The sequence below is a fragment of the Algoriphagus yeomjeoni genome (assembly GCF_049821175.1).
In the GTDB taxonomy this organism is placed as follows: Bacteria; Bacteroidota; Bacteroidia; order Cytophagales; family Cyclobacteriaceae; genus Algoriphagus; species Algoriphagus yeomjeoni_A.
Genome location: NZ_CP187512.1, coordinates 1,546,036 through 1,559,022 on the forward strand (window position 1 = coordinate 1,546,036; position 12,987 = coordinate 1,559,022).

The window sequence follows — 12,987 nt, forward strand, 5'->3', positions numbered from 1 at the left end:
ATTCTATGCAGTAATCCACGAAGATGGTAGATGTTGTAACTCCATTGATTTCAATACTCCAGTATAAAAAAGCCAGTCAAACCGGCTTTTTTATACTTTTTTAGGTGACAGTTCAGTCTTTAAGGAATACTCTTTCAATTTTTCTGCTAACGAAAATAGCCTAATTGGCTTGGTCAAATAATCATCCATACCTGCTTCTACAGCTTTTTTCTGATCCTCATCAAAGACATTGGCTGACAAGCCAACAATAAAAACTCTCCCCTGCTCTCCCAACATTCTAATCTCCTTTGCTGCATCCAAACCATTTAAAATAGGCATTTGTACATCCATCAGAATGATGTCAAACTCTTTTTCTTTGACCATTTGCAAGGCTTCTTGCCCATTTCTAACTACCTCAAATTCATAGCCTAGTTGATCCAGCATAAGATGCATAAGCTGAAGATTTAAGTCATTATCCTCTGCCAAAAGAATTCTGAGCGGAAATTCCTTGGCCATTCCATTCCAATTTACCCTCCTTGGCTGATCATTTAAAGAGTATTCTGTTACTGTGTCTGCTGCTTTCTTAACAATCACCGAAAAGGAAAAGACAGAACCTTTCCCTAGCTCACTTGATATGGTGAGCTCTCCTCCCATCAACTCTACAATCTTCTTTGCAATGGCCAAACCTAGTCCAGTTCCTTGATAACTTCTTGAGCTTGAGCTTTCAACCTGATAAAATGGATCTGTGAGTTTAGGGATTTCCTCTGCTGGAATACCTATTCCACTGTCTTGAACTATACATTTTAAATAATTAATTCCTCCTGAAATATTTTCAATCTCCAGCTTTGCCAACACCGTCCCTCCCTTTGGGGTAAACTTCACAGCATTGCCAACCAGGTTCAGAATTATTTGATTGATTTTCTCCACGTCTCCTTCCATCATCTCCTCGGTTTTTGGCTGATGGATAGTTTTGAGGATAACTCCTTTCTTTTGAGCTAGTCCAAAGAGAATTTGAACTTGCTTTTCAAGCTCATCAGCAGGACAAAAATTATTGGAATTGATTTCTATCTTTCCGGCCTCAATTTTAGAATAATCGAGGATGTCCTTAATAATACTCAATAAGGAATTACCTGAATTTTTGATTACATCCAGGTATTGAAGCTGCTCATCATTCAAAGTCGTTTGGTCAAGCAAATCAATTATTCCCAAGAGCCCATTCATTGGTGTCCTTATCTCATGACTCATGTTTGCCAAAAATTCGGATTTAGCTCTACTAGCTTGATCTGCAGCATTCATAGCTTCTACCAAGCCCTTCTCCCAAACACGCTGACTGGTAATATCCTTGGTAATAGACATCATTCGCTTGGTATCCAAAGGGAAAAAACGAATCTCAAAGTACTGACTATCGTGTCCAGAATTGAAATTTAAATCTACCGTCTGAATTTGTCCGGATTTTCTGGCAAGATTAAAAGCAAATTTCGTCTGGTCACGTTGTTTTTTTGGAACCAAATCAAATACAGACTCTCCGATTACCGAGGTACCTAAGGACTTTAGAAATTTCTGATCTTTGGCATAAGACTCCAATAAAACCCCATCATTATCATACGCAAAAATAATATCTGGAATATTGTCGATGAGGTTTTGGAGACGTTTACCACTTTCAATCAACTCCTGCTTACTTTGAAATTGGTCAGAAATATCTGTGCAAATCCCAAGTCCACCATTAAATCTACTGAGCTTATCAAAGATTAGTTTTTCGAAGATTCTTAACCTGACTACTGACCCATCTGGCTTATTAAAATCATATTCAAGATCAATAAATGACTTATTCTGACTCAACGCTCCTTTCACCAACCTTTTTACATTCAAAACATCTACATGGTTTGCATTACTTCCAAATGCCTCCAAAAACTCGGATTTAGGATGTCCTAATATCTCTTCCACTTCGTCACTTACGCGAGTTATCTGTCCTTTGTTATCGTGAAAAAACACAAAGCCCCTGAGCTCCTTAAGTAAAATATTTTGCTGGTCAAATAGTTCTGAAATCTCCGTGGCACTTTCTTCTAGTAGTTTTTGAGACTCCAATCTGTTTTGTAGTGAAAGCGTAAAAAATACTACGGTACCAATTAATAGTAATACAAAACCGGTAAATAAAAATAGATAAGTACTATAAATCCCACTTGTGATTGAACTGGATTCAATCATAAATAATAGGGCTACATTTTCATAAATACTTCCGTAGTCAAAAGGATATTCTACCAATACTCCAATGCCGGCTTCTGTCTCCTGCTCCCAATCAATTTCGTATATCCCAATTACACCTATAGAAGCATCATTTTGAATACTTTTAAGCGAAACGGCATCAATCTCTAAATTGGATTGCGCATTCTCAAGATCAAGGCTTACCAGTTCTTCATCTATAAGTAACAATTTTTTACCCCCATTATTCAAATAATAATGAGTGACAAAATTCTTGGTAAACTTTACCGGATCTAACGAAAATGTAACTTCAAATCCCTTCCCGGTCCCTTCTGTGAAATAGAGAAAATTACGACTTCCTTTAAGTGGTACTTTCTTGGTATATCTATTTCGAATGAAATCGTTTCGGTCAGTTTTGGTCATGTACACCACCGAATCCTGAAGATTTACCCATGCAGTGTCAATGAGGCCTGGATAGTTATTATAGATTTTTCTTACAGCTTTGGTTAGATCTTCTCTGAAATCATCCCCATCCAGATCATCGTCTTCAAGATAGTCTGTAAGTCCATTGGCGTTTTCTTCAAATCTATCAATAGCTAGCTCAATCTCGGAAGCAGCAAGTTCCGTCTGTTTTATCAAGAACTCCTTTCTAGCCTTGACTTCAGCGTCAGAAATAGCAATAAAAAAACTGACACCTAATAGGACCACCATAAAGACCAACCCACTACCAATCACAAGAGTGAGCCAAAAATCTCTACGGTATCCTAATCTATTTTTCATCATAAACTTGGCTCAATCTCTATTAAATACCACTCTAGAAGATTAAAAGGAGCCGCATAGGCTGCTTCTGGACTAAATTCATCCTTGAATTGATAAAATTTTTCCTTTTTCAAAATGATAGATTTTGCCATTTCTCTAACTTCCTTATTCTTGCTATTAAACAAATTGTAGTCAGAAACTCTGTAGTTGTCTGACAGGATTGTTTCTCTATATACATGGTTTAACAAAGGAGGAAAACTGAGAGCCTCGATAGCACCGGAATTCCCTCCGACTATATCGCCTTTGCTATTTACGATCAAATACTCACCTTTTTTGTTTTCTAAATATCGTTCAAAAATTTCTTCTACTGTGATATCAATGCCCAATACAGCATATAATTCACCATCCAAGAGAACCGGGTGAACCAATGACAATATCCATCCCCTTCCTGCAGGATCTACATATACTTCAGGTATCCATTTTGGACCCTTTTCTGGATTATGATTAAAATCCCCTTCATAGAAAAAATTAAACGCTGTAACATCAATATTTAAATCCAATAGTGCTTTTGCATCATAAGGAGGAAAAACTCTCGACACTTGATCTATGGCATTGTAATAGACCTGAGCAATAATCCCATACTTTTCAAGCGAGTTCTTAAATAGAGAATCCATACTATTAGTTATCAACACACTTTCCATTGATTTATCAAAATCACTGGTTGTATTTAAAATAACTACAGAGCTCAGATTTTCAGAATCTTGAGGAGTATTAGTAGAATATCCCCCATCAAAACTATACTTAGTACGGTCTGCTTTTTTCAGAATACTATCCCGATTTTCCAGAAGAAATTCGAAATGATCTTTTAATAAAATGATTTCCTTTTCCAATATTTTAAGCTCAGATTCCATTTCCAAAATAATGGAATCATCAAAGCCAAGGCTATGGTCCCGCTGCGTTTTATCAGAAGAATTGCAGGATGTTAGAAAAAGGACAAAACAAAGAAAATTGAACTTCATAGGATTCAAACTAATCAGGAAATTATAAATTTCCCACTTCAGCCCTAAATGAATCTCCCATTTCTTTAAATCTTACCTTCACTTTTTCAAAAAAATCTCCCTTCCAAAAAATTTCCAAATCAGCTTCATCTAGAACATCCGTTTCAGGTATTTTGAAAGTTTGCTCCATTGGCCCCAATTCAAATTTGAGGATATATTTATTATTCCAGGAGAATATACTGATGCGAATATCCTCCTGGTTAAATTCTTTGACAACTCTCATTAAACTGCTTTTACTTCTGATGAAAATGTAATGGTTGACTTCAAAGAAGAAGCTACCGAGCAGTACTTCTCTACCGATAGCGCAACCACTTTTGCAAACTCCTCTTCTTTGGCATCCGGAGAGGTGAGGATAAACCTCAAATGAATATCGGTGTAAAATGCAGGAACGCCATCGTTTCTAATTCCTTCTACCTCTACGATCAAATCATTCACTGTTTTACGCTTCTTTTTCATCATCAAGACAGCATCTACAGAGGCACATGAACCTAACGCGGAAAGTAGCATATCCATTGGAGACTGTGCTTTTTTATCCTGAGGATCATACATATCTATCTGTACTACATTCCCTTGTGGATTCACTGACTCATATTCGTGATCCGCTTTCATGCGAACTGTCACATTTCTCTTTGCCATTTTATCTCTAATTAATCAATAGACTTATTATTCTTAAGAATTTTCAATCTTGCAATTTTTCAATCTTGAATTAAGATTACATATTTCGGCGATACTGCCCGCCTACTTGGTATAACGCATGTGTAATCTGACCAAGTGAACAATACTTAACTGCCTCCATTAGTTCCTCAAATATATTTTCATTCTTTACAGAAACCCTCTTCAATGCCTCTAGGTGCTTATTCACCAATTCTGGGTTTGCTGAATGGAGTATCTGCAAGGTCTTGATCTGAGCTTCTTTTTCATACTTTTCTGCTCTGATAACTTCTCCAGGAGTGACCGTAGGGGAACCGTCGGAGGAGAGGAAAGTATTCACACCGATGATCGGATATTCTCCTGTATGCTTCAGCATTTCGTAATGCATACTTTCCTCCTGTATTTTCCCACGCTGATACATGGTCTCCATAGCTCCTAGCACTCCGCCTCGCTCGGTAATTCTATCAAACTCAATATAAACAGCTTCTTCTATTAAGTCGGTCAACTCCTCTATAATGAAGGCTCCTTGTATAGGATTTTCATTCTTAGCTAATCCCAATTCCTTATTGATAATCAATTGGATAGCCATCGCTCTACGAACTGATGCTTCAGTAGGTGTCGTAATCGCTTCATCGTAAGCATTAGTATGCAGAGAGTTGCAATTATCATAGATCGCGTATAACGCCTGAAGGGTAGTTCTGATATCGTTGAAGTCAATTTCCTGTGCATGAAGGGAGCGACCAGAAGTCTGAATATGATACTTAAGCATCTGGGAGCGTTCATTAGCACCATACTTTAGCTTCATGGCTTTGGCCCAAATCCTACGCGCTACTCTACCGATAACCGCATATTCCGGATCGATACCGTTCGAGAAAAAGAAGGAAAGGTTTGGCGCAAATTGGTTGATATCCATGCCACGGCTCACGTAATATTCCACGTAAGTAAAGCCATTGGAAAGCGTCAAAGCCAGCTGCGTGATTGGATTTGCTCCTGCCTCAGCAATATGATAACCGGAAATAGAAACCGAATAGAAATTGCGGATGGCATTTTCTATAAAATACTGCTGAACATCCCCCATCAATCTAAGAGAAAATTCAGTAGAAAAAATACAGGTATTCTGTGCCTGATCTTCTTTCAAAATGTCAGCTTGTACGGTTCCTCTCACTTTCGCAATGGTATCAGCTTTGATCTTTTGATAAACCTCTGCAGGTAACACCTGATCACCCGTGACTCCTAAAAGCATCAGTCCTAAACCATTGTTTCCCTCCGGAACCTTGGCATTGTATGTAGGTCTTGGAAGGTTTTTAGCTTTATAGATTTGATTGATTTTTTGGTCAATCTCATCTTCTAGTCCATTCGCTTTGATGTAAACTTCGCATTGTTGATCTATGGCAGCATTCATGAAAAATGCTGTCATAGTAGCAGCAGGACCATTTATAGTCATTGACACAGAGGTCATTGGATTTACTAAGTTAAAGCCAGAGTAAAGCTTCTTTGCGTCGTCCAAACAGCAAACACTCACACCTGAATTCCCTATTTTACCATAGATATCGGGGCGGTGATCCGGATCTTCTCCATATAATGTCACGGAGTCAAAGGCAGTGGAAAGACGCTTAGCGTCTGTATCCTTGGACACATAATGGAAGCGTTTATTGGTACGCTCTGGTCCGCCTTCGCCTGCAAACATCCTTGTTGGATCTTCTCCTTCTCTTTTAAATGGAAAAACGCCTGCAGTGTATGGAAACTTGCCTGGAACATTTTCCCGCAATCCCCATTTCAAAATGTCGCCCCAAGCTTCATATTTAGGCAAGGAAACCTTTGGGATTTTGGAGTCAGAAAGTGACATGGAGAAAGTTTTAATCTTGATCTCCTTATCTCTCACTTTGAAAATATAATAGTCTTCACCGTATTTAGCTGCTTCTGCGGGCCATTCCTCCAACCACTTTTTATTCTTTGGATCAAATTCAAGTTCTACTTGCGCGTATACTTCCTGAAGTTCTTTGATCAGACGATCCTTATCCTCCACTTTCGTGTTTTCTATGGCTTCAATAGACTTTGTGATGCTGTAAAGCTGCTGAGCGATCTCCTTTTGCTCCTCCACCCAGACATCGTAGTTTCTATTGATCTCCGAGATCTCGGAAAGGTATCTGGTTCTTGCTGGGGGAATAATATAAATCTTCTCAGAACTTCCGGCTGTCAAAACAAAGTCACTACTCATCTCAGGATGGCTTTCAGCAATCTTGGATATCAAAGTGCGATACAGCTGATTCATCCCAGGGTCATTGAATTGGGAAGCTATGGTTCCGAAAACTGGAAGCTCCTCATCTTTTGCTTCCCAAAGATTATGATTGCGCTTAAATTGCTTCTTCACATCCCGAATGGCATCCAAAGCTCCACGCTTATCAAACTTGTTCAAAGCGATTACATCAGCAAAGTCAAGCATATCGATTTTTTCCAATTGGGAAGCAGCTCCATATTCCGGCGTCATCACATACAGGGAAAGATCTGAATGCTCAATAATCTCCGTATCAGATTGACCAATTCCGGAAGTCTCCAAAATCACCATATCGAAACCAGCAGCTTTCACCGTATCCACCGCATCTTGCACATAGCGTGACAGTGCTAGATTTGATTGTCTGGTAGCTAAAGAACGCATATACACACGTGGATGATGAATTGCATTCATACGAATTCTATCTCCAAGGAGTGCTCCACCAGTTTTTCGCTTAGATGGGTCAACAGATATGATAGCCAATGTCTTATCTTCGAAATCCATAATGAATCTTCGAACCAATTCATCCACAAGGGAAGACTTACCAGCACCTCCTGTACCGGTAATACCAAGCACAGGAGTTTTACACTCATTACTTTGTTTTCTAACTTTTTCTAGAAGCTGGGTGGAGTTTTCCGGGAAATTTTCGAAAGCAGAAATGGCTCTTGCCACATGCTCTTTACTCTTCACTCCGAGTACAAAACCTTCCGGTAGCTCATCTCCAATGGCGAAATCACATTGACTTACCAAGTCATTGATCATTCCCTGCAATCCCATGGAGCGTCCATCGTCTGGCGCATAAATTCTAGTAATCCCATACTCATGCAGTTCCTTGATCTCTTCAGGAAGGATTGTCCCTCCCCCTCCACCAAAAATCTTAACATGTGCGGCTCCCTTTTCACGAAGCAAGTCATACATGTATTTGAAAAACTCCACATGCCCACCTTGATAAGATGTAATTGCGATTGCCTGGACATCTTCTTGAATCGCACAATCAACGATCTCCTGTACAGATCGATTATGACCTAAATGTATTACCTCACAGCCGGTAGACTGTATGATACGGCGCATGATATTAATCGCAGCATCATGCCCGTCAAACAATGAGGCAGCGGTAACAATTCTAATGTGATTTTTGGGTTTATAGCTCTCAGGAATCGTAGTCATGGAGTTGGTTTAGCTAGATGTAGTTTTCTATTTTCATGAGCAAAACAGGCTTCAAACCCATTTTCTCAGCAGACAAATATAGTAATTTTAAAGGGGCTTCACTTCCGCGATTGGGTGAAAAACAAAATATTATTTGGCTTAATTGATTCATAAATTTTCTACGCTAATCTATTTTTTGATAATTTTTCCGACCTTGGAATCTGTCCATTACTAGTTTACTACTCTTAATTTTTACTGCCATGATCAACTATGTCACGCCAGAAATTGCTGTTTCTTCTATCCAGAGCCATCAACGAGTATTTATCCATGGAAGTGCAGCGACACCGACGACCCTACTTCATGCGTTGGCTGACAGAAAAGATGAACTCAATAACGTTGAAATAGTCGCCATTACTACCTTGGGAGATATGCCTTTAGTTTCTGATGACTGCAAAAAGAGCTTTTACATGAATTCTCTTTTTGTATCACAAAATGTGCGAGGGGCTGTCAATTCTGAGCATGGAGGTTATGTTCCTATCTTTCTAAGTGAAATCGGTCATCTTTTCCGCCAAAATATTCTCAAAATAGATGTTGCCATTGTACAGGTTTCGGAGCCAGATGCACATGGATTTTGCTCACTTGGGACTTCTGTGGATGTAGCCAAGCCTGCTGTGGAAACTGCTCGGACTATCATAGCGCAAGTGAACAAGCAAATGCCAAGAACCCACGGTGATGGACAAATTCATATCTCGAAATTTCATGCGGCAATTTATGTGGATGAGCCACTTCCAATAGTTGATTATGGTGAAAAAATCACAGAAACAGAACGAAGAATAGGCAACCATTGCGCGGCACTTATTGAAGATAGATCTACGCTTCAAATGGGAATCGGTGCTATTCCGGATGCTGTTCTAGATTCACTAAAGCAGCACAAAGACCTTGGAATTCATACAGAAATGTTTTCAAATGGAATCTTGGGACTTCTCAAATCTGGTGCTATTACCAATAAATACAAGAAAAAACATCCGGGTAAAATAGTCTCTTCTTTCGTCACTGGTACGAAAGAACTATACGATGCTATAGATGATAATCCTGAATTTTCATTTCATGAGGCAGCCTATGTCAATGATACTGCTGTCATTCGTAAGAATCCCAAAGTCATCTCCATCAACAGTTGTGTGGAAATGGATCTTACAGGCCAGGTATGCGCAGATTCCATAGGAAGCTTTCAATACTCAGGCGTAGGTGGGCAAATGGACTTCATGCGAGGTGCTTCACTTTCTGAAGGAGGAAAACCCATTATGGCCATGACTTCAGTTACTCGAAAGGGAACTTCCAAAATAGTCCCTTTCCTAAAAGAAGGGGCTGGGGTAGTCACCACCCGAGCGCACATGCAATATGTGGTGACGGAGTACGGTATGGTCAATCTTTATGGGAAAAACTTACGTCAGCGTGCATATGAGCTCATGAAAATCGCTCATCCCGAACACAGAGAAACTCTTGAAAAAGCTATCGTAGAGAGGTTCGGCAGTTTTATTTACCCTTTTCGATAAAATCAAGGTAAATTGATTCAGTTAGTTTTAATTTATTCCGCTTCTCTCTAGATTAGCAAACTAAAAACAACCCAAAACAGCTAATGACTTCTAAACAATACGCCTTTTTTGTCTCAATCACAGCTGCATTGGGCGGCTTTTTGTTTGGATTTGATACTGCTGTTATATCAGGTGCAGAGCGAGCCATTCAGGATATCTGGAAATTAAATGACCTCACACATGGTCTTGCCATAGCAATGGCGCTTTATGGTACTGTAATCGGCGCCTTGTTTGGAGGAATCCCAGCAGATAAATTTGGAAGAAAAAAGAGTTTACTCTGGATTGGTGCCCTGTATCTAATCTCTGCGATTGGATCAGGAATGGCTCCAGATGAGTATTCCTTTATGTTTTTTAGATTTATTGGGGGCTTGGGAGTTGGTGCTTCTTCCGTGGTTGCTCCTATGTATATCTCTGAAATAGCGCCTGCCAAAAACAGAGGATTACTCGTAGCACTTTATCAATTCAATATCGTGTTTGGTATCCTGATGGCTTATTTGTCAAACTACTTGATTGGCACAGCGGAAATTGCAAACGACTGGCGCTGGATGCTTGGGATGGAGGCGGTTCCTGCGTTGATTTATACTGTAATGATATTCAAAATACCGGAAAGTCCACGTTGGCTAATTGCCAAGTTCAACGATCAGGTAAAAGCAAGAGAAATCCTAACCAGAACTGATCCAGAGGGAGTAGATGAAGCTATTCGACTGGCAATAATTGAAGAACAAACTATCAAACAGAAGGGAAGTTTTGCAGCTTTATTCAGTAAAGCGTTTTTGTCCACCACCATGCTGGCAATATTTATCGCCTTTTTCAACCAAGTTTCCGGCATCAACGCAATAATCTATTTTGCTCCAAGAATCTTTGAAATGGCAGGCATCTCAACCGAATCAGCGCTTTTCTCTACTATTGGAATAGGCGTGGTGAATCTGCTGGCGACCTTTGTTGGATTGTATTTGATAGATAGAATCGGTAGAAAAAAGCTAATGTATATCGGCTCGATGGGCTATATCATTTCTCTTTCTCTTATGGCTTACAATTTTCTTGTAGGAGGAATTGACAACTTCTGGCTACCTATATTTATTTTTACGTTTATAGCCTCCCATGCGGTAGGTCAAGGAGCCGTGATTTGGGTTTTCATATCTGAGGTTTTCCCCAATGAACTCCGCGCATATGGTCAATCCATCGGAAGTTTTACCCACTGGATATTCGCTGCAGTGATTGCCAACGTCTTTCCATATTTTGCCAATCAATTTGGACCAGGATATATTTTTGGTTTTTTCGCCTTGATGATGGTTTGGCAGTTACTCTGGGTGAAATACAAAATGCCAGAAACCAAGGGAAGATCCTTAGAAGAAATTCAACAAGACTTACATAATACCAATGCAGCATAAAGTAGTCATATTCGGGGAGATGCTTTGGGATTGCTTACCATCTGGTCCAGTACCTGGCGGAGCCCCTATGAACGTTACGCTTAATCTCCACCAGCTTGGGCTGAAATCAAGATTAATCTCCGCCATAGGCAATGATATTGACGGACAAAAGCTTCTAGACTTTTTAGAAACGTTTAACCTACCAGTTGATCTGATTCAGGTAAATGAGGAGAATGAAACCTCAAAAGTTTTGGTAAATGACGACGATCCCGAGAACATCAAGTACACCATCGTCTCTCCAGTGGCTTGGGATTTTATCCAGTGGAATAATGAAATAGATGAGGCTGTTGCTACTTCGGATGCTTTTGTCTTTGGAACACTTGGAGTTCGGAACTCTGCAAGTCTAACAACCTTACTCAGGTTACTTCATCATAAAACCTTACGCATTTTTGATGCGAATTTTCGTCCTCCTTTTTATGATTTTGAGATCATAGAAAACTTATTGGGTTTTACAGATATTCTAAAGATCAACGAGGATGAGTTAGAGATTTTTGCGGATTATTTTAATGTATTGCCAAATATAGAAAGCGTTTGTAACTACCTGGATGAGCATTATCCTATGGATTTGATCTGCGTTACACTAGGTTCGAAAGGAGCCTTAATCTATAAAGGCGGTAAAATAGTCTCTCATAAAGGATACAAAGTACAAGTCGCGGACAGCATCGGTGCAGGAGATGCTTTCCTCAGTGGTTTTATCAAAACCTATTTGGAAAAGCATCCATTAGATCAGGTTTTGGATTTCGCTTGTAAACTAGGAGCTTTTGTAGCAAGCAAAAAAGGTGGGACACCGAGGTATGAGGTTTCTGATATATGAAAAAGTTGAGTGCTAAGTTACCAGGACTGTAACCTGACCACTGATCACTGAGACTAAAACCCTCCTTTAATCTTCTCAGCAATTTCGGCCAACTCTTCTTTGGAAAGCTTCAGCTTTGGACGATTGAAATTGATGTCATCCATTGATCTCAAAGGAATAAGGTGCACATGGACGTGGGGAACTTCCAATCCTATCACAGCAACGCCAACACGTGTGCACTTGATAGTTTTATCTATCGCTTTTGCTACTTGCTGCGCAAAAAGATGTAATCCTGAAAGTACTTCAGGTTCCAAATCAAAAATGTAATCTACTTCCTGTTTGGGAACCACCAACACATGTCCTTTGACCAAAGGCATGATATCTAGAAAAGCAATGTAATTTTCATCCTCGGCTACGATGTGACCGAGAATTTCTCGATTGATTATTTTTGTGAATATTGATGCCATAATCTGTAAAAATAAAAATCCCGACGTATGCCGGGATTAGTTTTAGAAAGTAATATCTAATATTTCGAATTGTAGAGTTCCTGCTGGAGCTTTTACTTCAGCGATATCTCCCACCTTTTTTCCTACTAGGCCTTTTCCAAACGGAGAACCCAAGGAAATTTTGCCTGCTTTCAAATCAGCCTCCTGCTCAGATACCAAGGTGTAGCTGACGGTCATTCCATTCTTAACATTTTTGATTTTGACAGTAGTCAATATCCCAACTTTGGAAGTATCCAACTGAGAGCTATCCAAAACTCTAGCATTACCTACTACAGCCTCTAACTTGGCGATCTTAAGCTCCAAGTGACCTTGGGCGTCCTTTGCCGCATCATATTCTGCATTCTCACTTAGGTCGCCTTTATCTCTTGCCTCTGCAATCTGCAGGGAAATATCAGTTCTCCCTTTAGTTTTAAGCATTTGAAGTTCGTCCTTCAATCTCTTTAGGCCCTCTTCAGTATAATATTGTATTTCTCCCATAATCTACTCTGTTATAAGCTACAAAAACAAAGTAACGGTCGCAAGACGTGACCGTTACCTTGTTTTTAGCTTGAATTTGATGAACAAAGATAGCAAAAGCTTTGAAACAAAGCAAAGCATGGTTT

Annotated in this window: 10 protein-coding genes; 3 read left to right on the forward strand and 7 right to left on the reverse strand. The window is 39.6% G+C overall.

Features of this window, described 5'->3' with window-relative positions:
* Positions 1–90: 90 nt before the first annotated feature.
* From ACPUEN_RS06155 to ACPUEN_RS06175, 5 genes are all read right to left on the reverse strand, one after another.
* Entirely contained in the window at positions 91–2,961 is a 2,871-nt protein-coding gene (locus tag ACPUEN_RS06155; RefSeq protein WP_425639235.1) for an ATP-binding protein, read from the reverse strand.
* Positions 2,958–3,956, reverse strand: coding sequence for a hypothetical protein (locus tag ACPUEN_RS06160; RefSeq protein ID WP_425639236.1), 999 nt, complete (start codon positions 3,954–3,956; stop codon positions 2,958–2,960). Before ACPUEN_RS06160 ends, ACPUEN_RS06155 begins: the two co-directional genes overlap by 4 nt.
* A gap of 22 nt (positions 3,957–3,978) precedes the next feature.
* The gene (locus tag ACPUEN_RS06165) at positions 3,979–4,218 is read right to left on the reverse strand and encodes a hypothetical protein (RefSeq protein WP_425639237.1); all 240 of its coding nucleotides are present in this window, start codon (positions 4,216–4,218) and stop codon (positions 3,979–3,981) included.
* Positions 4,218–4,631, reverse strand: coding sequence for an OsmC family protein (locus ACPUEN_RS06170; RefSeq protein WP_425639238.1), 414 nt, complete (start codon positions 4,629–4,631; stop codon positions 4,218–4,220). The genes ACPUEN_RS06165 and ACPUEN_RS06170 overlap by 1 nt, the downstream gene beginning before the upstream one ends.
* 76 nt (positions 4,632–4,707) lie before the next feature.
* Positions 4,708–8,085: a methylmalonyl-CoA mutase family protein gene (locus ACPUEN_RS06175; protein ID WP_425639239.1), complete on the reverse strand. Its 3,378-nt coding sequence runs from the start codon at positions 8,083–8,085 to the stop codon at positions 4,708–4,710.
* 239 nt (positions 8,086–8,324) lie between these two features.
* Here ACPUEN_RS06175 and ACPUEN_RS06180 point away from each other — a divergent pair, with 239 nt between their 5' ends.
* The 3 genes from ACPUEN_RS06180 (at position 8,325) to ACPUEN_RS06190 (ending at position 11,900) form a co-directional block, all read left to right on the forward strand.
* Entirely contained in the window at positions 8,325–9,617 is a 1,293-nt protein-coding gene (locus ACPUEN_RS06180; RefSeq protein ID WP_425639240.1) for an acetyl-CoA hydrolase/transferase family protein, read from the forward strand.
* 83 nt (positions 9,618–9,700) lie between these two features.
* Positions 9,701–11,047, forward strand: coding sequence for a sugar porter family MFS transporter (locus tag ACPUEN_RS06185; protein WP_425639241.1), 1,347 nt, complete (start codon positions 9,701–9,703; stop codon positions 11,045–11,047).
* Positions 11,037–11,900, forward strand: a complete 864-nt coding sequence (locus ACPUEN_RS06190; protein WP_425639242.1) for a carbohydrate kinase family protein — start codon at positions 11,037–11,039, stop codon at positions 11,898–11,900. Before ACPUEN_RS06185 ends, ACPUEN_RS06190 begins: the two co-directional genes overlap by 11 nt.
* 53 nt (positions 11,901–11,953) lie before the next feature.
* Here ACPUEN_RS06190 and ACPUEN_RS06195 read toward each other — a convergent pair whose 3' ends face one another.
* Together ACPUEN_RS06195 and greA are read right to left on the reverse strand one after the other, a co-directional pair.
* Complete coding sequence (locus tag ACPUEN_RS06195; protein ID WP_425639243.1) at positions 11,954–12,346, reverse strand: HIT family protein; 393 nt, start codon at positions 12,344–12,346, stop codon at positions 11,954–11,956.
* A 42-nt stretch (positions 12,347–12,388) separates the two neighbouring features.
* A complete protein-coding gene (gene greA / locus ACPUEN_RS06200; RefSeq protein WP_111611179.1) occupies positions 12,389–12,862 on the reverse strand; it encodes a transcription elongation factor GreA in 474 nt (157 codons plus the stop codon).
* Positions 12,863–12,987: the final 125 nt, after the last annotated feature.

Coding starts and splice junctions, on each gene's coding strand:
- ACPUEN_RS06180 (WP_425639240.1), top strand. CDS start 8,325: ATGATCAACTATGTCACGCCAGAAATTGCTGTTTCTTCTATCCAGAGC.
- ACPUEN_RS06185 (WP_425639241.1), top strand. CDS start 9,701: ATGACTTCTAAACAATACGCCTTTTTTGTCTCAATCACAGCTGCATTG.
- ACPUEN_RS06155 (WP_425639235.1), bottom strand. CDS start 2,961: ATGATGAAAAATAGATTAGGATACCGTAGAGATTTTTGGCTCACTCTT.
- ACPUEN_RS06195 (WP_425639243.1), bottom strand. CDS start 12,346: ATGGCATCAATATTCACAAAAATAATCAATCGAGAAATTCTCGGTCAC.
- ACPUEN_RS06170 (WP_425639238.1), bottom strand. CDS start 4,631: ATGGCAAAGAGAAATGTGACAGTTCGCATGAAAGCGGATCACGAATAT.
- ACPUEN_RS06160 (WP_425639236.1), bottom strand. CDS start 3,956: ATGAAGTTCAATTTTCTTTGTTTTGTCCTTTTTCTAACATCCTGCAAT.
- ACPUEN_RS06165 (WP_425639237.1), bottom strand. CDS start 4,218: ATGAGAGTTGTCAAAGAATTTAACCAGGAGGATATTCGCATCAGTATA.
- ACPUEN_RS06175 (WP_425639239.1), bottom strand. CDS start 8,085: ATGACTACGATTCCTGAGAGCTATAAACCCAAAAATCACATTAGAATT.
- greA (WP_111611179.1), bottom strand. CDS start 12,862: ATGGGAGAAATACAATATTATACTGAAGAGGGCCTAAAGAGATTGAAG.
- ACPUEN_RS06190 (WP_425639242.1), top strand. CDS start 11,037: ATGCAGCATAAAGTAGTCATATTCGGGGAGATGCTTTGGGATTGCTTA.